Raw genomic sequence first — 22,683 nt, forward strand, 5'->3', positions numbered from 1 at the left:
AGTTGTCAGAACGGCCACCATTTGCCGTTGAAGAATTTCCCGAGCCAGCCCATGTCGCTCGTGTCCGCGACGACACCGGTGCCGCCGTAGGAGATCTCGGCGCCGGCGATCAGGGTGGAGGAGATCGTATTGTCCGCCAGGATATCCGCCGGCCGGACGATTCCCGACAGCGTGATATGTTCATCACCCTGGTTGATCGAGATCACCTTTTCGCCGTAGATGCGCAGGTAGCCGTTCGGCAGCACCTCGGTGACCACGGCGGTGATGTTGCCGGTCAGCTGGTTGCTCTGCGCGCTTTCACCCGTTCCGTCGAAGGTCTTGGAGGATTCCAGATTGTTTTCCAGCGTGCGCGGATTGCTGCCCAGCGGACCGACGCCGAAGGATAGTGGATTTCCGAACAGCGTGGGGTTCGCGATATCGACGCTGTTGTCCTTGCTGGTGCTGGTGCTGGCGCTCTTGCTGGCATTGGTACGCTCGACCAGCATGACGGTGATGATATCGCCCACGCGGCGCGGCCGGATGTCCTCGAACAGCGGCGCAGAGAGACCGACGCGGTAGATCGCTCCGGCCGTCGCCGGCTGGGCGGGCTCGGCATGGCGGATGATGTCCTCCGAGATGCCCGAGGCATGTTTCGGCGTCGAGGCGCAACCGGCGGCCAGCGCGGCCGCCAGGAGGGTGAACAGCATCGGAAGGACTCGTCTCATGCGCGCTCCGTTACAGGTTGTTGGTGACATACTGCAGCATGTTGTCCACGGTCGAGATCGCCTTGGAGTTCATCTCGTAGGTGCGCTGCGCCTCGATCATGTTGACCAGCTCCTCGACCACGTTGACATTGGAGCTCTCGATGGATCCCTGCGCCAGCGTGCCGACTCCGTTCAATCCCGGCGTGCCGGTCTGCGCCGCGCCGCTGGAGGCGGACTCCAGGAACAGGTTCTGGCCGATCGGCTGCAGCCCGGACGGATTGATGAAATCGGCAAGCAGCACGCTGCCGACCTGGGTCGGCGTGCTGTTGCCGGGCGTGGTCACGCTGACCACGCCGTCCTGTCCGATGGTGATGCTCTGCGCGTTGTCCGGGATCGTGATGGCCGGCTGCAGCACATAACCGCTGGAGGTCACCATCTGGCCCTGGGCATCGGCGTGGAAGGTGCCGTCGCGGGTATAGGCCTGGGTGCCGTCCGGCATCAGGATCTGGAAGAAGCCGCGTCCCTGGATCGCCATGTGCAGCGAATTCCCGGTCTCGACGGTGCTGCCCTGGGTGAACAGTTTCTCGGTCGCCACCGTGCGCACGCCGGTACCAAGGCTCAGGCCGGTCGGCAATTGCGAATCCTGCGCCGACTGCGCGCCGACCTGGCGCACGTTCTGATACAGCAGGTCCTCGAACACGGGGCGGCCGGCCTTGAAGCCGGTGGTGTTGGCGTTGGCCAGGTTGTTGGATATGACCGCCATGCGGGTCTGCTGGGCATCGAGCCCGGTCTTGGCGATTCTCAGCGCGTCAGCCATTGTTCCTGCTCCTCTCGATCATGCCGTCAGGCGATATTCATCATCTGGGTGGAGGACTGGTCGTTCTCCTCCGCGGTCTTCATCAGCTGGACCTGCAGTTCGAACTGGCGCGCCAGCTCGATCATGTTCACCATCGCGTCAACGGTGTTGACATTGCTGCCCTCGAGCGCGCCGGAAACCAGCGTCACCGCGGCGTCGGGCGGCGCCACCGCGCCGTCGCTCAGGCGCATCAGGCCATCCAGTCCCTTCTCGAGCTGGGTCGGATCGGGATTCACGAGCTTGATGCGATCGACTATCGCGAGGGCCGCCGGGGTCTGCCCGCTCGGCCGCACGGTGATGGTCCCATCCGCTCCGATCTCGATCTTTTCCGCAGGCGGCAACGCGATCGGCCCGCCCGAATTGCCGATCACCGCATGGCCGGCCCCGTTGACCAGTTCCCCGGTCGGCAACACGCGCAGGTCTCCCGCGCGCGTGTAACCCTCCGTGCCGTCGGCGGCGCGCACCGCGATCCAGCCCGGACCGTTGATCGCCACGTCGAGCTCGTTGCCGGTCGCCATGATCGAACCCGGTTGCAGATTCACGCCGGGCCGGTCCGCCGCCGCGTACACGCGACTGGGAAAACCGTCGCCCTGCAGCCCCTCGTCGGTGAAGGACAACAGGTCCTCGCGGAACCCGGGGGTGGTCGCATTGGCCAGGTTGTGGGCATTCACGCCCTGGGCGAGCATGGTCTGGCTCGCCCCCGCCATCGCGATGTACAGCATGCGGTCCATCAGTGCATCCTCGTCACGTTACCGTGCGCGCTTCGCCGTCTGCTTACCGGATATTGATGATCGACTGCGTCACGGTGTCCTCGGTCGAGATCACCTGGGCGTTCGCCTGGAAGTTGCGCTGCGCGGTGATCATCTTCACCAGCTGTTCAGTCAGGTCGACGTTGGAGCTTTCCAGCGCACCCGACTGCACGTTGCCCAGGCTGGAGGAACCCGGCGTCGACACCACCGGCTGTCCGGACTCGAAGGACTCGGCCCATGAGGTGCTGCCCAGCTGGGTCAATCCCTGCGGGTTGCCGAAGTTGGCCAGCGCGACCTGGGCCAGCGTGCGCGACTGCCCGTTGGTGAACCGCGCCAGGATCACGCCCGTGTCGCTGATGTCGATACCGCTCAGTCGTCCGGTCGCGAAACCGTCCTGCGACAGCGAGTTCACATTGAAGCCGCCGCCGTACTGGCTGAGCGAGGAATAATCGATGCTCAGGTTCATCGGCGTCGCGCCGCTGGCAGGGGAATACGCCGCCAGCGCGTAGGCGGCTGGCGGGGTCGTCACCCCGTTGATCTCGGACAATTCTCCGTTGCTGTTGAACTGCAGCAGATCGGAACCGTTAGCCTGGGCGCCGGTAATCTGGTTCCCGTCGATGTAGACATAGCTCTCCCACTGGTTGGGGATGTCGGTCTTGCGGTAATACACCGTCGCCAGGTGGGCCGCGCCGAGCGAATCGTAGATGGTCATGGTGGTGGAATTGTTGAAGGTGGCCGCGTCGGTCACATCGAATCCGCCCTGCACCGCGCCGGTGGCGACGGCCGTGACATCGGTATTGCCGCCGCCGGTGGCCTGGGTCAGGTCCGAGGTGTCGAAGGTCAGGGAGATGGGCGCCTGCGACCCGGCTGCGCTGTCGGGATCCCAGCTCAGCGTGATGCTTCCCGTGGTGCCGACCGTCAATGCGGCCGTGCTCGTGGTGCCGCCGGCGCCGACCAGGGTGACATCCCAGTTGTTGCCGCCGGTGTTGGTGAACTGCAGCTGCGCGGTTGTCACCTGCTGGCCGTAATTGTCGACCAGATTGAAGGCGCCGGTGGTGATCGGGGAATCGCCGTCGTCCAGCACCTGGGTCGCGCCGGCGCTGCCCAGCGTGATCGTGGCGGACGGCACCGCCGCGCTCGGAACCGCCGCGGAGGCGTTCAGATTCACGCCGAAGGTCATCTCGGTACTCGCCTGCGGGGAGATATCCGAGGTGTCGAGCTGGATATCGCCGCGGGCTCCGGTGATGTTGCCTGAGGCGTCCGCCAGGTAGCCGGTCAGGCGCTGGAGATCCGGATTGATGATAAAGCCGTTGCGATCGACACCGAAGGTGCCGCTGCGCGTATAGACGCTGTTGCCGTTGTCGTTGAGCACGAAGAATCCCTGGCCGCTGATCGCCAGATCCAGGTTGTTGTCGGTGAATTCGACATTGCCCTGCGAGAATTGCTGGGCGACCCCGGCGATCTTGACGCCGCTGCCGATGGCGTTGGCGGATGAACCCAGATTGGATGTGGCGAAGACGTCGGCGAACTGGATCGTCGACTGCTTGAACCCGGTGGTGCTCGCGTTCGCGACGTTGTTCGAAATGACGTTGAGCTCTGACGCCGACGCGTTGATACCGCTTAATGCCGTTTGGAATGCCATGTGGGTTCTCCTGTGTGATGCGTTTACATAATCTGAACGACGTCGGCCAGGGATACCTGCTCGTTATTCGAGAGGTTGAGCATGATGCCCTGTCCGTTCTTGCCCATGACGACGCTGTTGACCTTGGAGGTGACCATGGTGTCGAGGCCGACCGCCTCGCCGTCGTAATCCATCTGCGCGACCAATTGATAGTCGCCGGCGGGAACCGCGACACCGCTGGCGTCGCGCCCGTCCCAGGTGAAGGAGAGATCGCCCGCCGACTGCGCGCCGAGATCGAGGCGGCGCACCAGCTGGCCGGAGGAATCGACGACGCCGATGACCACGTTCCGGGTCGACGCCGGCAGGGTCACGCCCGCGGTCATCTCCCCGCCCTCGGCCAGGGTGACCGCGCTGCCCGGTATCAGCACCGAGCGGCCGACCATCGCCGAGGCCTGCAGGCTCTGGGTGGAAAACATCGCATCGGCGACCTGCTGGAAGGAGGTCTTAAGTTCCTCCACGCCGGCGACCATGCTGAACTGCGCGATCTGGTTGAAGAACTCGCCGCTCTCCATCGGTTTGGTCGGGTCCTGGTTCTGCAGCTGGGTGGTCATCAGCTTGAGAAAGTCGGACTTGCCCAGTACATCGCTGCTCTGGGTCGACTGCGACGAGAGGCTCAGGCCGAGGTTGTCCAGCAGTTGTGTATTGACAGTGGTCATTCAGTCATTCCTCCGGTCGGTCCCGCCCTACTGCCCCAGCCGCAGCACATTCAGCAGCATCTGTTTCGAGGTGTTCACCACCTCGACGTTGTTCTGGTAGCTGCGCGAGGCGGAAATCATGTCCGCCATCTCGGCGACCACGTCGACATTGGACCGATAGACATAGCCCTCCGTGTCCGCCAGGGGATTGTCGGGCTGAAATTCGCGCTGCACCGGCGCCTGACTCTCGACGATGCCGTCGACCTTGACGCTGGCGGTACTGTTGTCGAGCGCGTTGCGGAAGGTCGAGAACACCGGATGGCGCGCGCGGTAGGCCTCCGCCTCGCTGCCGCTCAGGTTGTCGGCATTGGCCAGATTGCTGGCGGTGGTGTTGAGGCGCACGGTCTGCGCGCTCATGGCCGAACCGGCGATATCGAATATTCCGAACAGTGACATGGTTATTCTCCTCGAATCGCGCTGAGCAGATTCTTGATGGTGCCGTCCAGGAAGCTCAGACTGGTCTGATAGCGGATCGCGTTCTGCGAGAACTGCGCCTGCTCCATCTGCATATCCACCGTATTGCCGTCCGCGGAAGGCTGCAGCGGAACCCGGTAGAGCAGTTCCCCGTTCGACAGCCCGCGGTCGGAAACCGTCATGTGTCCGCTCGTGCTCTTCGTCATCGACAGCTCATCCTTCATGACACCGCCGAGGATGGACTTGAAGTCGACGTCGCGCGCCTTGTACCCCGGCGTGTCCGCGTTGGCCATATTGCCGGCGAGCACTTCCGCGCGCCGCCCGAATGTCTCCAGCGCCTTGGCATGTATCCCAAATGCATCGTCGATCCTCGAAGCCATGTGGATGTCCCCGTAAAATTCCTCTGGCAAGTTGATAGCAATCAACATGCCAAGAACACGCTTTGCACCAGACGGGCGACTCCGACGCCCTCCGCGCCGCGAGCCTGGCTTGCCGCCGGCAAGTTTCCTCCGCCGGGCGGCAAGGCTTTCTGCCGCGGACGGGTCCGCCCGCGCATATATATAGGATCGAGCCCGTGCACGAACGGCACTCGCGAGCCGGCCCCCGATTTGCATGTAGCAAGACACGCGCCGACCGGACCCTGGATTACGCACGAACCATCATTGCACTGGCACGCTTCTTGTATTCATACGGACAAAGGACGCGGACCGTTCCCGGCCGCCATCGATTGGAGGACAGATATCGTGAACAAGCCGGCCACCGCCCTGCTCGCCGCGCTGTCGATCGTGATCGCGACATCGCCGCGGATCAGCGTCGCCGACGCCATCGAGTCGCCCGGGAACATCCTGGCGGCGGCGCGCGCGTTCCTGGAGGAACAACTGGCCGCGCAGGACGCACGCACCGAGATCCGCCTCAGCGGGCTCGATGCGCGGCTGCGCCTCGCCGCCTGCGACCGCCCGCTGCAGGGTTTCCTGCCGCCCGGCGGCAAGCTCAGCGGAAATACCAGCGTCGGCGTGGAGTGCAGCGGGACCCAGCCGTGGAAGCTGTATGTCCAGGCCTACGTCGGCGTATTCAGGACGGTGGCGGTCGCTTCCGGCTATCTCGGCGCCGGCACCGTGCTGGGCGCGGAGAATGTCCGGATGGAAGAGCGCGACGTCACCGCGAGCGGCTACGGATACCTGACCGACAGCGAGCAACTGCAGGGCATGATCGTGAAACAACCGCTGCAGGACGGCCGCGTCATCCCGCCGCAGGCAGTGGCCAGGGCCAAACTGATCCGGCGCGGGGAGTCAGTCGTGATCCTGTCGCGCACCGGCGGGATCGAGGTCCGCATGGAAGGCAGCGCGCTGATGGACGGGACCGAGGGAGACCGCATCAAGGTCCGGAATTCGAAATCCCGGCGGGTCATCGAGGGGCGGGTCGAGGCCCCCGGCCTGGTGATGGTCTCGATGTAATTCTGACGCCGGGCCGAGATAGTCAAAAATCCGTCGCTGGTGCCGCTAACGAACCCAAGCATAGAGGAGTAAAGGAAATGCCAATCGAAATCACGGGTCAGACCCCTCCCCACACCGGCACCGCCGGCGAAGGGAATTCGGTCCGGGCCATCCCCATCGGAACGGCGGCCGGCGCCAAGACGGGCGTCGGCAAGGATGCCGCCGGCACCGACACCCTGAGCCTCACCGGGACCGGTGCCCTGATGCAGAAACTCGACGCCGCCATCGCCGCCACCCCGGAGGTGGACATGGAACGCGTCAATCGAATCCGCCAGGCGATTGAGGACGGTACCTACGAGATCGACTCCGCCCGCGTCGCGGAGAAGATGCTGAGTTTCGAATCCATGCTGCAGAGCCGCGGCTTCTGACGGGGACTCACATGAGCGCGAATGGACTGCTGCACGACCTCGCCGCCTGCATACAGCGCGAGATCGCCCTGAGCGAGCAACTGATCGAGGCCCTGCGGCGCGAACACCAGGCGCTGACCGTCCGGGACACCGGCGCGCTGAACGAGGCCGTCGCACGCAAGAGTGAACTGATCGGCGCGATGCAGGCCTGCGGCGGCGAACGCAACAATCTGCTGCGCGAAGCCGGCATGGGCACCGACCGCGCGGCGATGGACCGCCTGCTCGCCCGCCACGATACGCAGCGCCGCGGCGGCATCCAGCGCGACTGGGCCCGGTTGCTCGAGCTCGGCGCCGAATGCCAGCGCCAGAACCTGATCAACGGCATCATCATCCAGGCCGGACAGCAGCAGACCCGGCAGGCGCTGGCGATCCTGCGCGGACAACCGGTCGTCGCCGGAGGCGAATATGGACCCGAGGGCATGCGGCCCTCCGCCCCCAGTTCGCATCCGCTCGCCCGGGCCTGAGCCCCGCACTGCGGGACCATTTCGCCGTCCCGGCTGGCCAAAGCGCCTCCGGCAATGCTAGAATCTGCCCTCCTCATAAATGAGGGTAGCAGTACACTGTGGGGCGGTAGCTCAGCTGGGAGAGCGTCGCGTTCGCAATGCGAAGGTCGGGAGTTCGATCCTCCTCCGCTCCACCAATCCATGATCAATGGATGCCCAAGAATCCCGCAGAACCCGCTTAAGAGCGGGTTTTTTATTGGGTTTTCTCTCCTGCCCCGTGAACCGGTCAGGAACTGATCAGATCGTCGGCCCGCGGCTTCGCCATGCCGCCGCGGCCAGCGGCGCGCGGGCGCGAAACGAAGATTTCATCGACCCTCTGCCGCCAGTTCATGGACCTCGATTCCCGCGCCCAGTTGGGAAAGCGGATAGTGCATCCAGCCGGTGATGATATATTTGACGCCCGCGGTCACAACGTTGCCTTTATGGGCATGAGTCCAGTCCGCCGGCCATATCAAGGTCTTGCCCCGCTCGGGTTTCACATCCAGCCCGTAATGAGGAAAACTCGTTCTCCCCCCGACATCGACGGTATTCAGATACGTCATCCAGGCCAGTGTTCTATGCATGGTGGACAAGGACGCCCGCTCGCTGTGGACCACGGCAAAATGTCCCCCCACACCATATTTCTGAATAATGAACGGCCCGATATCCACATCCTTTTGCATATCGTACAAAAATCGCCACTGGTTCAGGTAATCCCAATAGCATTGATGCAATTCAAGCAAATACTCCCGGAAGACGGCGTGCGTGGACTCCCGCAAGTCTTTGGGGAATATCACCAGATCCGTGGAGTTTTTCTTGGAGTTGTTCATGCCGTATTGCGTGACGCCCGCCTCGTGCAGGTGGGAATTGCGCTCGAAAAATTCGATGATCCTGTCGCATAACCCGGGCTTTTCCATAAACCAGGCGCCGATAAAGTTCGGCGTCTTGTCACAGACAAATGCAATCTGCTTCATTTACACCTCCAATCGCAGCTTGCCATGACGGAACGATCCTATCCCGGCGTCACAACGATGCGGGATGAATGGCAGGAAACACGGATATCGCGAGGACAACGACGGAAGGATTCATGACGTCTCAGCCAACCACAAGAAACATCTTCATCTTCTTGTATCGTTGGCTCATGCGTCGACTACGGACCCAGTGCCTCTAAAACACCTACCGGGCTGGAATCCGCTCAGGCGGCTTTCGGGGAAATATTCACTTTGCCTTGCTCACTCTGGGCCGCCGAGAGGAGCATGACTTTACCAAGAGTGAATCTGACGTATCCCCTCGCCTTCAACATAATCTCCAGTCCGGCGCCGTGATTGCCTAGCTCCTGGTGGGTGCGGGCGAGATTGTACATGGCGCTCGCGTAATCCGGGTTGACGGACAATGACCTGGTAAAGGATTGAACCGCCTCATTGAGCCGCCCTTGCTTCATGAGGGTGATCCCCAGATTATTGTGCGCGGCGCAATCGAAAGGGTTTTGCTGGATCGCGGAACTGATCAATTCAGCGGCACGGCTCAACTTGCCCGTATTCATGGCGATTACCCCCAAACCATGCAGGGCAACGAAATGGTCAGGGTTGTCAGCCAGGACCTGTTGATAAATAGACTCCGCGTCCGCCAGCCTCCCGGAGCGGAGGTACTCATTGGCGAGTCTGACGGAGTCTTCTACGTTGACGGGTTGCTGGATCATGGTCACAAAGGAAACTGGCGAGTTATCATTGCCTGTCTACATCGCAAATGTGGAGAATTTGCAGTCAGATCCACTCATTCGCCCCATACCCCCATATTTCATGGAGATTTATTCCCGTCGCATATGGACAGATCAGAGAATAAGTTCTGCAGATCATACAAGCACATTATGTAAACATTCGGAATCAAATGTGCATGCATGACGGAGAATATGCGATTGGAATAGATATCCGGTCGGCATGCCGGCTGTCATGGCTGGGGGCCGATGCTCATCGAGCTCACCTTCGCTCGACTCGATTTTTCCGGACGCGGAGGCTCGCGCGAGGCAAGTGCCTCACGTTCACCGCGCCGATATCGGCTTCAATGCGGGAAATTCTCGAACAGCGTCGGCATGAGTACGGAAATTATGAAGCGACCCGGATCCGGCCGTTGCGACCCTGATTCAGGCGCGCGCATCACGAGCTTTCCGCGCGGTACTCCACCGCCAGCGTGCGGCGTTCGCCGGGCTTGACCGTCACGACATTCTCTGCGGCGTTCGCACTCTCAACGCAGACCATGCCGCGCCAGCCCTCGGGGCCGAAGTCGCCCATCTTGTCCGCCTTCTCGGTCCATGGTGTCCACACCACGGTCGAGCGGCTGCCGGTCTTGACGATGCGGATGCGCCGGCGCAGGCGCGCGTCTTCGATGATGCACTCGGCGGCGGTGTCCAGATAAATGCGATCGGTCTCGCCGGTGAAGTCGATGGCATCCTCCTGGCGCTTGCGCGCGCCGCCGTCCACCTTGTCGAGATAGGCACAACCCTCGAGGCCAAGCACGCGCACCGCGCCGATGTCACCGATATGGAAGTAGGTATGCAGCGCCTCGCTGATGATGATGGACTGATCGCCCTCATTGATCGTGGCGAGCTCCGCCTTCAGCGTCTCACCGATGGAAACCCTCAGCTCGGCGCGCGCACGGTGCGGCCACAGAGCCCGGGTCTGCTCACTGCCGGCGAGCGCAAGCGCAAGTTCGACCGCGCCGTCGGCGGAAATGCGGGCCTCAGTCAGCGCCCACGGCACGGTGCGGGCGAAGCCATGTGCCGGCAGTCCGGCATCGCTCACGTGCGGGCCGAACCACGGCCAGCACACCGGCATCCCGCCACGGATCGACTTCCCGGGGGCGAGCTTCGCCAGCTTCGACAGCCACACCACGGGCTCCGCCTGCGCCTTCGGCCGCCACATCATCAGGTGCGCGCCCTGCAGGCACAACGCTGCACTGGCCAGCGGGGTGTCGATGTCGATGACGATCAATCCGTTTACATCACGAAAACCGAGCTCACGCCCGGAAGAGAAACGCTGGTTCAGGGAGTCGACACTCATCATGGCTCTGGTCCTTGCCTCCGTTAAACGACGGTTTTTAAACGCTGGGGACAGATTTATTTAACCCCGGCTGCGCGCAATAAATGCAATAAATAAATCTGTCCCCGACGACGGGTTTTCGGCGCCGGTTAGCGCGCCTCCGTCTTTTCGGCGCTGCAGCGGCTGCAGCGGTACACGGTGACGAGGCGGCCCTGGCGGACGTCGAATTGCTTCTCCTGCACGATGCGCCACTTGTGCAGACCGTTGGCGCACAGGGTCCTGCCCTTTGCCTTCTGTTTCAGGTCCGGCTTCCTGAAGGGAAGAATGTCGGCCATCGCGCACCCCGCCTCCTATTCGCGGGCTATTGTAACGCGATTGCCCGCGCATGCTACATTGTACCGGTCAGTCCGAGAGAACCCGCTGCCGTGGAAGAAACCGCCGAACCCGTGCGTATCGACAAATGGTTATGGGCTGCCCGCTTTTTCAAGACGCGCGCAACCGCGAGCACGGCCGTCAGCGGCGGCAAGGTGCATGTCAATGGCCAGCGCGCCAAACCGTCGCGCATGTTGCGTCCGGGTGACACGCTCGATATCACCCGCGAGGAGGTCGAATACACGGTCACGGTGCTCGAACTGAGCGAGCGGCGCGGACCGGCGCCGGAGGCGCAGCGCCTGTACCGGGAGACGGAGGACAGCATCACGCGGCGCGCACTGGCCGCCAGTCAGCGCCGCCTCGCCGCCGGCAGCGCGCCGGCGCCGCAGCGGCGGCCGAACAAACGCGATCGGCGCCTGCTGATCGGGATGCGGCGGGGATAAACGAGGTATCAGCAGAGCGGGGACTGGCATGGATCCTTCCCGCGAACATTTTCGCCACGAAATCTGTTCACTATATCCAGGGAAGATCCGGTCCATCATCAGGCCTGCATGCGCGGGGACGACAAACAGGGAATTCTTCAGGGCTTCCTGCAGACATTGGGGGAAAGTGCGAACCTGTCCCGCCAATAATGAATGGGGACGGATTTAACATCCGTCCCCGGGTGTCAGATTACCCACACCCGCGAATGGCTCATGCTGCCGGGGACGGCGATGGTCTCGATCTTTTCGTCGCGCGCGGCATCAATGACCGCCACCGTCCCGTCCTCGGCGTGGGAGGAGAACACCAGCGCGGCCGAACCGTTCACCCGCAGGAAGTCGAGCGAGCCCGACGAGGTGCCGAGGCGCAGCTCGCGCGCCAGCCTGAGTTTCGGCAGCGTGGTCAGATCAAGCACCAGCAGCGCATCGGCCTTGATATTCGCCTGCTGCTCGGGACTGCCCGAGCTGGAGGTGGTCAGATACAGCTTGGTGCCCTCGGGATTGAAATAGTACTTGCTGATGTAGATGTCGGGCAGATCGAGCTTGTCGACGATACGGTTGTCGGTAACGTCGAGCACGGTCAGCTTGGCGACCACGTGATTCGGATCCGACTTGCGGTCGGCGCCGCGCCCGATGATGTAGCGCCCGCCCGGGACCATGAACAGGTTGCTGTGGCCCTTGAACGGGAAGCGTGTCTCGATCTGATTGCTGACGGGATCGATCACCGCCACGTTGCCGTAGCCGTTGTTGAGGTTGTAGAGCTTGCCGGTGAGCGGCGAATAGGCCAGGCCGTGCGGGAAGGCGTTGTTGGGCACCGTCGGCGCCGTCATGCCTCTCTTCCCTGTCGGTCTCGCACAGATTGATCGTGGCAACGACCTGTAGATAGGTCGTCGGATCGTTCGGATCGTTGCCGATGGCGGACAGCGTGCCGTCCTTCAGGCTGCTGATATAGGCGCGATGAGGCACGCCCGGCGCCTGCGCCGACGGCCAGGTGAAAGCGGCCTGATGATGGCCGCGGCCGACGCAGACGGTCTTAAGGAATTTCGCCTGCGCGCTCGCGGTCTTTTCCACCACCGTCACCGAGGAGCCCTGGTCGCCGCAGTTGAGGCGGTCGTTGCCGGTCTCCTTGTCGCCGTCGTTCATGAACCAGTCGCGATTCGAGTTCGGATCGGAATAGATGTGCGCGGGAAATGCGTCGGCGGCGAAACCGGCGCGCAGGCTGATCTGCTTGCTCTTCGGATCCAGCAGGATGACGCGGCGGTCCTCGCTGAGGCCGACGAAGATCGGCTTGAGTTCGGGGGCGAGCCCCGTCTCGGGCTCGACGGCGAGCGCATCGACTCGGGTCCGGCCGTTTTCACGGCGGATCACGCTGACCGAACCGGTCTTGCGGTTGCCGGCATAAAAGCCGAGGGCGAAGCTGTGCGCGCTGGACGGAGTCTGGCTCATGATGGTTTTCCCAGGCTTGTTCAAAGTATCGGGTTTCCGGGCGAGGGGCCATTATACCCGAGGGCGCGGGCCGCTGGCGAGGCAAAAGCGGATGATTGTGTCCCGGCGGGACGGGTGGCGCGGCTCAGAGTTGCTCGACGTAGTATCCGGCGGACTTCAGGCGTTCGACGATGCCGTTCTCCCCGACCATATGACCGGCCCCGACCACCACGAACAGGACGCCATGCTCGCGCGAAAGCCTGGCGATGGCGTCCGTCATCCGTTCGTTCCGCTCCAGGATCAGGCGACGATAGATCACGTCGCCGCGCACCATGCGGTCAAACGCCTCGAACATCACGCGGTCCAGCTTCTCGACGTTGCCGTTCAGCCAGGCGTCGAGCATATCGCCGAAATGGCGCCCGGCATCGTCGATCTCATGCAGGGTCTGCATCAGCATCGCGACCTGGTCCTTCGGCTCCAGTCCGCTCAGCAGGTCGAATTGATAGTCGGCCGACTCGAGTTCGACGATCGGCATCCGCGGCGCCGCCTCGCGCATGAGCTGCATGTCGACCCCATAGGCGGCGCTGTAGCCCAGCTTCTGCAGGACCGCTGAAGTCAGCGTCAGCGAGGCGAGCCAGGGTTTCTGACGCTCGACCAGGGCGATAGGCAAGCCGAAGGTACGACTCACATTGCTCAGCGCCGCCCATTCGGTCGGTTCCAGCGCCCCTTTGAGGCCGGGGCTGTTCTCCGCATAGGTCCCGGCCGCCTGCAGGCGCGCGGCAAGATCCGCGGGCGGGGTCCGGGTGAGGTCGGCCTCCACGACGAGCGCATCCGCCGTCGCCAGCGCATCGCCGATCACCGCCGGCAGCGGATAGATCCAGGGCGCGCCGAAATGCAGGGAGCCGAGCAGATAGATCTTGCCGCTGGCCGGGGATTTGGCCTCCCAGAAGAGATGCTTGCCAGAGGCGGGCCAGGCATTGTCGAGCCGGGCGGCGGTCTCGTTGCCGGGCGCCATTCCGTCACAGGTCGTTTCCTGGAAGGAGACCCGGCCCTCGTGGTCGACGCACTTGTAGACATCGGCATAAACCGGCGCCGGCCCCGTCCACAAGGCCAATGCAAGCAGGCACAGCGCGGCCACGCCGATCCGGCTCCGCCCGAGTTCGCGGGACTCGCGTTTCATACGCATTCCACCTGAGTTTGGCTGATCGCTACGGCTAATATCGGCGGCGGCGGCCGGCCGCTGAAGCATCAGCCCGGCGTCCGGGTGCGGCGGTGGGAGATTATTCGGGGGATTTTTCGCGCTGCATCCGCTCCCGCCGTCCCAGGACGACGCCGAGGATGACCGGCAGCACGATCACCAGCAGCACGGAGAGGGCGACGAGTATGTCCGGCGATACCAACTGATTCGTCGCCAGGAGCGAGAGCAGGCCGATCACCAGGGCGGCGCCGCCGCCGTATACGAGCAGTCTGAGCAGATCCTTCATCGGGTCCTTCTTCGCCGGTCAGTCCGGAACCACAATATCACCCATTGTACGCCCCGCCGGGGCGCCGGTACACCCGCCGCTCAGGAGACGCGGTTGAGACCGTTGAGCGCCGCCACGCGGTAGGCCTCCGCCATGGTCGGATAGTTGAACGTGGTGTTGATGAAGTACATCAGTGAATTGGCCTCGCCCTGCTGCGCGAGGATGGCCTGACCGATGTGGATAATCTCCGAAGCCTGATCGCCGAAGCAATGGATGCCGAGGATCCTCAGCGTGTCGCGATGGAACAGGATCTTGAGCATGCCGGTGGTCTTGCCGGAGATCTGCGCGCGCGCGAGATGTCGGAACAGCGAGTGCCCCACTTCGTACGGGATCTTCTCGGCGGTGAGCTCGCGCTCGGTCTTGCCGATGGAGCTGATCTCGGGCAGGGTGTAGATCCCGGTCGGGATGTTCTCGGCCAGATAGACCGAGCAGCTGCCCTCCACCAGATGGGTGGCGGCAAAGCGCCCCTGGTCGTAGGCGGCGCTCGCGAGATTGGGATAACCGATGATGTCGCCCGCGGCGTAGATATGCCCGCGCGTCGACTGGTAGCTGGTATTGACGACGATGGAGCCGCGGCGATTGAGCTCGACGCCGATGGCTTCCAGCCCGAGCCCGTCCGAGTTGCCGGTGCGCCCCTGCGCCCACAGCAGATAATCGGTGCGGATCTGTTTCTGTGACTTCAGGTGGAGCGTCACCCCTTCCGCGTCGGCCTCGACCTTTTCATATTCCTCGTTGTGGCGAATCAGCACACCCTGTTCCCGCAGGTGATAGCTCAGGGCGTCGATGATCTCGTCGTCGAGAAAGGACAAGAGCTGGCCGCGCGTGTTGATGAGGTTCACCTTGATACCCAGGTTGCGGAAGATCGAGGCGTACTCGCAGCCGATCACCCCCGCGCCATAGATGGTGATCGAGCGCGGGCTGTCCATGAGTTCGAGCACGGTATCGCTGTCGAGGATGCGGGGATGACTGAAATCGACGTCGGGGGGACGGTAGGGCCGGGATCCGGTGGCGATGACGAAGGCGTCCGCCCCCAGACGCTTCCGGCCCTCGTTCGGCTTCGAGACCTCAACGGTGTGGTCATCCACAAAGGCGGCGCGCCCGTGGACGACATCGACATGGTTGCGGCTGTAGAACCCGCGCCGCATGCTCACCTGCTTCTCGATGACGCCGCGCGCCGCCTGCAGGAGGTCCGGGTAGCGGGTGCCGCTGTGACGGCCGCTGTCCATCAGTTGCTGCACGCCCTGGCGCAGGGCCTTGCTGGGAATGGTCGCACGATGGGTGCAGTTGCCGCCGACCTCGGGAAGGGCGTCGATTATCGCCACCCGCTTCCCTTCCTTGGCGACCTTCATCGCAGCGCCCTCTCCGCCGGGTCCGCTCCCGATCACGATTACGTCGTAATGATCAGTCATGGAAATGCACCGGGTTCATCCTGCGCGCGAGGGGGATGGCAAGCGGCGGCATTGGGCCGGGAAGCGGAATCATGTGCGGGAGGATAGCAAACTCCCCGCCCGAGCGGAATGAGGTGCGACGGACCCCGCCGCTGGCGGTATCCGGTCAGGCGGCGGAGCGGGCGTCGAACAGGGCGCGCAAGGTACCGATGTCACCGCGATCGGGCAGTTCCCCCAGGGCGGCGGTCACATCCAGGCAACGCGCCAGGGCGGATTCGATGCTGGCGAAGGTCCAGAGTTCCTCACCCGTGTCGGAGTACAAGGTCGCGGCGCGGTTCGGCCATTCCTTAACGTAGATCTGCATGGTTCACCTCGCTCCAGCCGTATCGGCCCCGTCACGTCGGCAAGATTAGCCGGCGGGCGTGTCGCCGGGATGTCATCCACGTGAACCTTTCATGACAGCGGACGCTGGATGCCTCAACCCGCGCCGCCGGACGGCGGTTTGTCCGGCCGAACCGGCACCGGGCCGGCGCCCGACAGGTCGTAGGCCCGCCCGAAGCCGCGCACATAACGCCCGGAATCCGGTGCCAGGCGAAACAGGCGGAAATCGGGCAGTGCGCGCAGTACCGGGACGATGTCGCCGAACTCGTGCTCGAAACGCTCCATGATCTCTCCCCACTCCTCCGTGGCGGGCACGACGGCGGCCACGGTACACGCATAGCTCAGGCGTACACGGGCAAAGGGATTGGCGGCGGCGGCCTCTTCCTGCAGGAACAGCACGGCGGCCTTGCCGCTTCGCCCCAGATTGCGGGTATGGCGCGCGAGCCCGCTCACGAACAGATAAAAACTTCCATTTGCGCCGGCGACATAGGGGGCGTAGCTCGCCTCCGGCGTCCCGTCCGCGTCGACGGTGGCGAGCATGACGGAGCGGAACCCGGCACGAAAGCGCGCCACCTCCGCCGCGATGTCCTCCATGTCCTCCCGAGTTTCGTCGTTCACGGCCTGCTCTCCCGCGCGCCGCCACAACCGCGAGTGCAGTATGATAGGTGCATCGAGATCGACATAGACCGGATTCTAACCGATAAAGGACTCCCATGCGCACATCGCCCCTGCCCGCCCTGTCGCCGGCCGTGACGCGGCGCCTGATCGAACTGCTGGAACAACCGACGGCGCCGTTTCGCGAGACCCATGTCATCGATCATGTGAGCCGTTATCTCCAGCGCCACCATGTGCCGTTCTTCGCTGATCCGCACGGCAACCTGGTGGTGGGGGCGGAGTCCCGGCGCGATTACGCCGCATTGCTGCGTGAGCGTGCACGTCAACCCGTGCGCATGTTCATCGCCCATATGGATCATCCCGGGTTTCACGGCGTACGCTGGCTGGCGCGCGACCGTCTGGCGGTGCGCTGGTACGGGGGCTCGCCGGTGAAGCATGTCGCGGGCGCCCGCGCGCGCCTGGTGGGTCCGGATGGTGTCGTCGGCAGCGGCGTCTTCGCGCGCGTGCGCATCAACCCGGGCGGCTGGGCCATCGACACCGCCGAGATCCGACTGACGCCGGAGCAGGCGCAGGCATTGCGCGGTCGCGGCGCGCGCTCCCTCTACGGCGGGTTCGAATTCCGCGCCCCGGTCTGGATGCGGGGCGATCATGTGTACTGCCCGGCGGCGGACGATCTGGTCGGCGTGTTCGCCATCATGGAAACGGCGCGCCGCCTGTGGCGCGCGCCCCGCGCCCGCCCGCCCTTTCTCGGACTGCTGACGCGCGCCGAGGAGGTCGGCTTCGTCGGCGCGGTCGCCCATTTCGAACTCGGCTGGCTGGGCCGCGCCAGCCGCCCCCACGTCGTCGTCAGCCTCGAGGCCTCGCGCACCCTGCCGGGCGCCGAAATCGGCAAGGGGCCGGTGGTGCGACTCGGCGACCGTCGCACCGTGTTTCAACCCGACGGCCTGAAGGTGCTGAGCGACGTGGCGACCCGCGCCCTGCCCGGCCGGCATCAGCGCCGCGTCATGGACGGCGGTGCCTGCGAGGCGACCGCCGCGACCGCCTGGGGATTCCCCGCCATCGGCATCTCGGTCCCGCTCGGCAATTATCACAACCAGGGCTTCGAGGGCGGCCCGGATTGTCCGGCGCCGCACGGTCCGGCGCCGGAGTTCGTCAGCACCCGCGACGTGGCCGGTCTGCTGCGTCTGTGCCGCGCGCTGATGCGCCGGGATCTGGCCTGGGGCGATCCGTGGACGCGCCAGCGCACGCTGTTGCGCCGGACGCTGCGTCGCCACCGCCGCCGCTTGTGACCCGGCCCTTTCCGGGCGCGGCGATTACGCTATAATCGCGCCATGCGGACCGGTCCCGGACGGCGCCCCGCCCCGCCCGTGATGACCGCGGACACTGAGCGATGACACGACGCATCCACTGCCTGTTTGCAGGGCTCCTGCTGCCGTGCGCCTGCGCGCTCACGCCCGCCGTGGCGCAGGACATGAACGACGTGGCGGAGGATCGCGACATCGCCTCCATCGAGCAATGCCTGCAGCGCGCGGTGGAACAGAAGATCGAGGAGGACCGCGTCGACGCCTTCATCGATCGCTGCATTGACAATATCTACACGCAGAGGGAACAGGCCGCGGGCGCGGAGAACAGCCCCCGCGAGGGCGGCGACGCGGAAGGAGCTGCGCGCGAAGACGGCGCCGGGGAAGTTCCCTCCGACTAGCGTCATGATTTCAGCCCCGGACCCCATACGCTCCGCCGCGCGGGGCGCAGACTCGCTGGCGATTGGATGCGCGCCGGCAAGATAGTATCATCGCGCGATGGAGCATCGTCTCAATCTCGACATCCTGCCGCAGCCCGACGAGACGACCTGCGGCCCGACCTGCCTGCATGCGGTCTACAGCTATTTCAACGACGAAATCGCGCTCGACCGACTGATCGGCGAGATCCCCACCCTGCGCGACGGCGGCACGCTGGCGGTGTTTCTCGCCTGTCACGCGCTGCGACGCGGCTATCGCACCAAGATCTTCACCTACAACCTGGAAATGTTCGATCCCTCGTGGTTTGGGGAACAGGACAGCGACCTGCGCGACCGCCTGAGCCGGCAACTGGTGTTCAAGAACTCGTCGCGGTTCAAGATCGCGACCGATGCTTACATGGATTACATCGAGCTGGGCGGAACCTTGCGCTTCGAGGACCTCACCAGTGCGTTGATCCGGCGCTACCTCAAGCGCGGCATCCCCATCCTGACCGGACTGAGCGCGACGTATCTTTACCACTCCACACGCGAGCATGGACCGCTTTACGACGATGTGCGAGGTATACCGAGCGGTCATTTCGTGATCCTGGCCGGCTACGCGGCCGAGACGCGCTCGGTGTTGATCATGGATCCCCTGCACCCCAATCCGCTCGCGCCAGGCCAGATCTACGAAATCAGCATCGATCGCGTGCTGGGCGCGATCCTGCTCGGCGTGCTGACCCACGACGCCAACCTGTTGATCATTGAGCCGCGCGAAAAACCGTTGCCGCCCCGTCATGTCGATATTCATAGTCGTTAACAATCCGGAAGACTGGCCGCTGAATATCCACGGCGCCGAGGTCATCGCCGCCAAGACCTACCTGTCCGATCCGCGCTTCAGCGACCTGCGCGGCCTGAAGATCTTCAATCTATGCCGTTCATACCGCTACCAGAGCGTGGGCTACTACGTATCACTGCTCGCCGAGGCCCGTGGCCACAAGCCGCTGCCGAACGTGAACACGATCCAGGACATGAAATCGCAGACCATGACGCGTTTCGTGTCCGACGATCTGTTCGAGCTGATCCAGCGCACGCTGGCGCCGATCAAGTCGGAGGAGTACGAGCTCAGCATCTACTTCGGGCGCAACTTCGCCAAGCGCTACGAGCGCCTCAGCCTGACGCTGTTCAACCTGTTTCCGGCCCCGTTACTGCGCGCGCGCTTCATCCACAACCGCACCTGGCAACTGCAGAGCATCGGCCCGATCGCCGGCAACGATATCCCGGACGACCACAAGCCGTTCCTGCTGCAGACCGCGAGCGAGCATTTCGCCGGCAAGGGCCTGCGCCGGCGCACGCAGCAGGTCATGCGCTACGACCTCGCCATACTCCACAATCCCGCCGAGGCGCAGCCGCCGTCCGACGCCAAGGCGCTGAAGAAATTCATCAAGGCGGCGCAGCAGCTCGACTTCGACGTGGAGATGATCACCAAGAACGATTACGGCCGGATCGCCGAATTCGACGCCCTGTTCATCCGCGAGACCACCGGCGTGAACCACCACACCTACCGCTTCGCACGCCGCGCGACCGCGGAGGGCCTGGTGGTAATTGACGACCCCGCCTCGATCCTCAAGTGTACCAACAAGGTGTATCTGGCCGAGCTGATGTCGCGCCACAAGATCCCGACGCCCAATACCAGCATCGTCAATCGCGGCAACATGCAGGCCGTGGCCGGGACCATCGCCATGCCGTGCATCCTCAAGCAGCCGGACAGCGCCTTCTCGCAGGGCGTGATCAAGGTCGGCAGCAAGGCCGAGTTCATCACCGAGGCGACGCGCATGCTGGAGAAATCGGACCTGATCATCGCGCAGGAGTTCATGCCCACGCCGTTCGACTGGCGCATCGGCGTGTTCAATCGCGAGCCGCTCTACGCCTGCAAGTACTACATGGCGCACGGCCACTGGCAGATCATCGACCACAACAACGCCGGCAAACCGCGCGAGGGCCGTACCGAGGCCATTCCGATCGAGCAGGTGCCGCGCAACATCGTTTCGACCGCCCTCAAGGCGGCCAATCTGATTGGCGACGGGCTCTACGGCGTCGACGTCAAGGAGATCGACTCGAAGGTCTTCGTGATCGAGATCAACGACAACCCGAACATCGATTCCGGCCTGGAGGATGGCATCATCCAGCTCGACCTTTACACCAGAATCATGCGCGGCATGCTGGCCCGCATCGAGGAAAGAAAGGGTGAGCGCAAGCCGCGGTGAGGAAACGCCGGATCTCGGCCTGTTCGAGGCCTACGGCATCGAGCTGGAGTACATGATCGTCGACGGTGACAGCCTGTCCGTGCTGCCGGCGGCGGACCGCGCCATCCAGTCCCTCGCCGGCGGAATCGTCAACGAGGTGGAGACCGGCGCGCTCGCCTGGTCGAACGAACTCGCCCTGCACGTCATCGAGATGAAGACCAACGGCCCGGTCCGCGCACTGACCGGGCTGCACCAGGCCTTCCAGAGCGACATCACCCGCCTCAACGCCCTGCTCACCCCGCTCGGCGGACGCCTGATGCCGACGGCGATGCACCCCTGGATGGACCCGGAGCGCGAGACACGGCTGTGGCCGCACGACGACAGCATGATCTACCGGACCTTCGACCGCATCTTCGGCTGCCAAGGGCATGGCTGGTCAAACCTGCAAAGCATGCACATCAATCTTCCGTTCGCGGACGACGACGAATTCGCGCGCCTGCACGCGGCCGTGCGCGTGACCATGCCGCTGATGCCGGCGCTCGCCGCCAGCTCCCCCGTCATGGACAGCCGCCTCACCGGCCTGCTCGACAACCGACTGGAAGTCTACCGGGACAACTGCCGGCGCGTACCCTCGGTGAGCGGCCGCATCATCCCGGAACCGGCATATTCGCGCCAGGCCTATGAAACGGAGATCCTGCAGCGCATCTACCGGGACATGACGCCGCTCGATCCCGCGGGCATCCTCCGGCACGAGTGGATCAACGCGCGCGGGGCCATCGCCCGTTTCGAGCGCAATACCGTCGAAATCCGTGTGCTCGATACCCAGGAATGTCCGGCTGCCGATATCGCCGTGGCGGCGCTCGTCGTCGAAGTCGTGCGCGCCCTGACGGATGAACACTGGTGCGGTCTGCGGCACTTGCAGAAATGGGACAGCGGGTCACTGCAGCGACTCTTCCTGCAGAGCGTCCGGCACGCCGATCTGGCCGTAATCGATGATGACGACTTCCGCGCCGCCTTCGGATTTCCGGAGCGCGGCCCCTGCCGCGCGCGCGACCTGTGGCAGCACCTTATCGAGACCCTGATGGTGCCCCGCCCCGATCTGCCGGCGCCATGGCAGGATGCCTACCGGCTCTACCTTCGGCGCGGCAGCCTGGCACGGCGCATCGCCAGCGCTCTGGGCAACACGCCGGCGCCGGATCAGTTGAAATCCACCTACCGCCGCCTGTGCGACTGTCTCGGCCAAGGCACCCTGTTCGATGGCTGATGCGCCGATACTGCTGCTGAGTTGCGAGCACGCCTCCAACCGCATACCGCGCGAGTATCTGCATTTGTTCCACGGCTGTCGCGCACTGCTCGCCAGCCACCGGGCATATGATGCTGGCGCGCTCGCCTGCGCGCGCGCCATTGGGCGCCGACTGCATGCGCCGCTGATCGCGGCTTCCTACAGCCGCCTGCTGGTGGACCTCAACCGCTCGCCCGGGCATCCCGCGCTGTTCTCGATGCGCACCCGAACGCTGCCACGGGAGGAGAAACGACGCATGATCGCGCGCTACTACGCACCACACCGCATGCGCGTCGAACGCTGGGTGGACGCCCGGATCGCAAGGGGGCGCCGCGTCGTGCACGTGGCCGTACACAGCTTCACCCCGGCGCTGGACGGGGTGAAGCGGCGGGCGGATGTCGGTCTGCTGTACGACCCCGGCCGCGGCACGGAATCCACCCTGTGCCGGCGCTGGCGCGACGCCTTGCGGGACGCGGGCGGCAACCCGCTCGCGGTACGCCGCAACTATCCCTACCGCGGGACGAGCGACGGCCTCACCCGCCATTTGCGCGCCCGCTTCCCCGCCTCGCGCTACACCGGCGTCGAGTTGGAGATCAACCAGAACCGGCTGCGCGGAGACCGCGCCCGGGAACGCCTGTCCGCCCTGCTGGCCGCCACGCTGCGCCGGGCGCTGTTCGAATAGAACGGCGGCGCGAATTGCCGCACCGGTCACAGAATCCTGCCGCTCGCTGTTGATAATAAACAGCACCCCCAAGTCGAG

The 22,683-nt window shown here is 64.3% G+C and carries 27 protein-coding genes and 1 tRNA gene; 11 read left to right on the forward strand and 17 right to left on the reverse strand.

What is annotated here, in order from left to right:
• Positions 1–5: 5 nt before the first annotated feature.
• The 7 genes from IPM20_05660 to flgB are packed head-to-tail and all read right to left on the reverse strand — an operon-like array spanning position 6 to position 5,458.
• Positions 6–704, reverse strand: coding sequence for a flagellar basal body L-ring protein FlgH (locus IPM20_05660; protein ID MBK9131112.1), 699 nt, complete (start codon positions 702–704; stop codon positions 6–8).
• 10 nt (positions 705–714) lie between these two features.
• Positions 715–1,500: a flagellar basal-body rod protein FlgG gene (flgG, locus tag IPM20_05665; GenBank protein MBK9131113.1), complete on the reverse strand. Its 786-nt coding sequence runs from the start codon at positions 1,498–1,500 to the stop codon at positions 715–717.
• 26 nt (positions 1,501–1,526) lie between these two features.
• A complete protein-coding gene (gene flgF, locus IPM20_05670) occupies positions 1,527–2,270 on the reverse strand; it encodes a flagellar basal-body rod protein FlgF (protein ID MBK9131114.1) in 744 nt (247 codons plus the stop codon).
• 43 nt (positions 2,271–2,313) lie between these two features.
• Positions 2,314–3,930, reverse strand: a complete 1,617-nt coding sequence (locus tag IPM20_05675) for a flagellar hook protein FlgE (protein ID MBK9131115.1) — start codon at positions 3,928–3,930, stop codon at positions 2,314–2,316.
• A 23-nt stretch (positions 3,931–3,953) separates the two neighbouring features.
• The gene (locus IPM20_05680; GenBank protein MBK9131116.1) at positions 3,954–4,625 is read right to left on the reverse strand and encodes a flagellar hook assembly protein FlgD; all 672 of its coding nucleotides are present in this window, start codon (positions 4,623–4,625) and stop codon (positions 3,954–3,956) included.
• A gap of 27 nt (positions 4,626–4,652) precedes the next feature.
• Entirely contained in the window at positions 4,653–5,060 is a 408-nt protein-coding gene (gene flgC, locus IPM20_05685) for a flagellar basal body rod protein FlgC (GenBank protein MBK9131117.1), read from the reverse strand.
• 2 nt (positions 5,061–5,062) lie between these two features.
• Positions 5,063–5,458 carry a flagellar basal body rod protein FlgB gene (flgB, locus tag IPM20_05690; GenBank protein MBK9131118.1) on the reverse strand — a complete coding sequence of 132 codons (396 nt, stop codon included), beginning with the start codon at positions 5,456–5,458 and terminating at the stop codon, positions 5,063–5,065.
• A gap of 363 nt (positions 5,459–5,821) precedes the next feature.
• On the opposite strand from flgB, the gene flgA reads away from it, so the two are divergent.
• From flgA to IPM20_05710, 4 genes are all read left to right on the forward strand, one after another.
• The gene (gene flgA / locus IPM20_05695) at positions 5,822–6,532 is read left to right on the forward strand and encodes a flagellar basal body P-ring formation protein FlgA (GenBank protein ID MBK9131119.1); all 711 of its coding nucleotides are present in this window, start codon (positions 5,822–5,824) and stop codon (positions 6,530–6,532) included.
• Positions 6,533–6,609: 77 nt separating this feature from the next.
• Complete coding sequence (gene flgM, locus IPM20_05700) at positions 6,610–6,939, forward strand: flagellar biosynthesis anti-sigma factor FlgM (GenBank protein ID MBK9131120.1); 330 nt, start codon at positions 6,610–6,612, stop codon at positions 6,937–6,939.
• Between the two features lie 11 nt (positions 6,940–6,950).
• Positions 6,951–7,442, forward strand: a complete 492-nt coding sequence (locus tag IPM20_05705; protein MBK9131121.1) for a flagellar protein FlgN — start codon at positions 6,951–6,953, stop codon at positions 7,440–7,442.
• 100 nt (positions 7,443–7,542) lie between these two features.
• A tRNA-Ala gene (locus IPM20_05710) sits at positions 7,543–7,618 on the forward strand.
• Between the two features lie 168 nt (positions 7,619–7,786).
• On the opposite strand, the gene IPM20_05715 is transcribed toward IPM20_05710, so the two are convergent.
• The 4 genes from IPM20_05715 to IPM20_05730 form a co-directional block, all read right to left on the reverse strand.
• Positions 7,787–8,434 carry a 2OG-Fe(II) oxygenase gene (locus tag IPM20_05715; protein MBK9131122.1) on the reverse strand — a complete coding sequence of 216 codons (648 nt, stop codon included), beginning with the start codon at positions 8,432–8,434 and terminating at the stop codon, positions 7,787–7,789.
• Positions 8,435–8,655: 221 nt separating this feature from the next.
• Entirely contained in the window at positions 8,656–9,159 is a 504-nt protein-coding gene (locus IPM20_05720) for a tetratricopeptide repeat protein (protein ID MBK9131123.1), read from the reverse strand.
• A gap of 454 nt (positions 9,160–9,613) precedes the next feature.
• Positions 9,614–10,519 carry a D-hexose-6-phosphate mutarotase gene (locus tag IPM20_05725; protein MBK9131124.1) on the reverse strand — a complete coding sequence of 302 codons (906 nt, stop codon included), beginning with the start codon at positions 10,517–10,519 and terminating at the stop codon, positions 9,614–9,616.
• A 125-nt stretch (positions 10,520–10,644) separates the two neighbouring features.
• Positions 10,645–10,830 (reverse strand): hypothetical protein, encoded by a 186-nt coding sequence (locus IPM20_05730; protein ID MBK9131125.1) that lies wholly within the window; start codon positions 10,828–10,830, stop codon positions 10,645–10,647.
• A 90-nt stretch (positions 10,831–10,920) separates the two neighbouring features.
• Here IPM20_05730 and IPM20_05735 point away from each other — a divergent pair, with 90 nt between their 5' ends.
• Positions 10,921–11,310 carry an RNA-binding protein gene (locus IPM20_05735; protein ID MBK9131126.1) on the forward strand — a complete coding sequence of 130 codons (390 nt, stop codon included), beginning with the start codon at positions 10,921–10,923 and terminating at the stop codon, positions 11,308–11,310.
• 224 nt (positions 11,311–11,534) lie between these two features.
• On the opposite strand, the gene IPM20_05740 is transcribed toward IPM20_05735, so the two are convergent.
• From IPM20_05740 to IPM20_05765, 6 genes are all read right to left on the reverse strand, one after another.
• Positions 11,535–12,176 (reverse strand): hypothetical protein, encoded by a 642-nt coding sequence (locus tag IPM20_05740; GenBank protein MBK9131127.1) that lies wholly within the window; start codon positions 12,174–12,176, stop codon positions 11,535–11,537.
• 740 nt (positions 12,177–12,916) lie between these two features.
• Positions 12,917–13,951 (reverse strand): TraB/GumN family protein, encoded by a 1,035-nt coding sequence (locus tag IPM20_05745; GenBank protein MBK9131128.1) that lies wholly within the window; start codon positions 13,949–13,951, stop codon positions 12,917–12,919.
• A gap of 100 nt (positions 13,952–14,051) precedes the next feature.
• Complete coding sequence (locus tag IPM20_05750; protein ID MBK9131129.1) at positions 14,052–14,255, reverse strand: hypothetical protein; 204 nt, start codon at positions 14,253–14,255, stop codon at positions 14,052–14,054.
• Positions 14,256–14,335: 80 nt separating this feature from the next.
• The gene (gene sthA / locus IPM20_05755) at positions 14,336–15,703 is read right to left on the reverse strand and encodes a Si-specific NAD(P)(+) transhydrogenase (GenBank protein ID MBK9131130.1); all 1,368 of its coding nucleotides are present in this window, start codon (positions 15,701–15,703) and stop codon (positions 14,336–14,338) included.
• Positions 15,704–15,848: 145 nt separating this feature from the next.
• A complete protein-coding gene (locus IPM20_05760; GenBank protein MBK9131131.1) occupies positions 15,849–16,046 on the reverse strand; it encodes a hypothetical protein in 198 nt (65 codons plus the stop codon).
• A 113-nt stretch (positions 16,047–16,159) separates the two neighbouring features.
• Positions 16,160–16,681 carry a pyridoxamine 5'-phosphate oxidase family protein gene (locus IPM20_05765; protein ID MBK9131132.1) on the reverse strand — a complete coding sequence of 174 codons (522 nt, stop codon included), beginning with the start codon at positions 16,679–16,681 and terminating at the stop codon, positions 16,160–16,162.
• Between the two features lie 95 nt (positions 16,682–16,776).
• On the opposite strand from IPM20_05765, the gene IPM20_05770 reads away from it, so the two are divergent.
• From IPM20_05770 to IPM20_05795, 6 genes are all read left to right on the forward strand, one after another.
• Complete coding sequence (locus IPM20_05770) at positions 16,777–17,967, forward strand: hypothetical protein (GenBank protein ID MBK9131133.1); 1,191 nt, start codon at positions 16,777–16,779, stop codon at positions 17,965–17,967.
• A 101-nt stretch (positions 17,968–18,068) separates the two neighbouring features.
• Positions 18,069–18,380 (forward strand): hypothetical protein, encoded by a 312-nt coding sequence (locus IPM20_05775; protein ID MBK9131134.1) that lies wholly within the window; start codon positions 18,069–18,071, stop codon positions 18,378–18,380.
• A 97-nt stretch (positions 18,381–18,477) separates the two neighbouring features.
• Positions 18,478–19,215: a hypothetical protein gene (locus tag IPM20_05780; GenBank protein MBK9131135.1), complete on the forward strand. Its 738-nt coding sequence runs from the start codon at positions 18,478–18,480 to the stop codon at positions 19,213–19,215.
• Positions 19,193–20,662: a RimK family protein gene (locus IPM20_05785; protein ID MBK9131136.1), complete on the forward strand. Its 1,470-nt coding sequence runs from the start codon at positions 19,193–19,195 to the stop codon at positions 20,660–20,662. The genes IPM20_05780 and IPM20_05785 overlap by 23 nt, the downstream gene beginning before the upstream one ends.
• Positions 20,571–21,905 carry a glutamate--cysteine ligase gene (locus IPM20_05790; protein MBK9131137.1) on the forward strand — a complete coding sequence of 445 codons (1,335 nt, stop codon included), beginning with the start codon at positions 20,571–20,573 and terminating at the stop codon, positions 21,903–21,905. Before IPM20_05785 ends, IPM20_05790 begins: the two co-directional genes overlap by 92 nt.
• Positions 21,898–22,605 (forward strand): N-formylglutamate amidohydrolase, encoded by a 708-nt coding sequence (locus tag IPM20_05795; GenBank protein MBK9131138.1) that lies wholly within the window; start codon positions 21,898–21,900, stop codon positions 22,603–22,605. The genes IPM20_05790 and IPM20_05795 overlap by 8 nt, the downstream gene beginning before the upstream one ends.
• The last annotated feature ends 78 nt before the right edge of the window (positions 22,606–22,683 follow it).

It is taken from the genome of Gammaproteobacteria bacterium (assembly GCA_016716465.1).
Classification (GTDB): Bacteria; Pseudomonadota; Gammaproteobacteria; order SZUA-140; family SZUA-140; genus JADJWH01.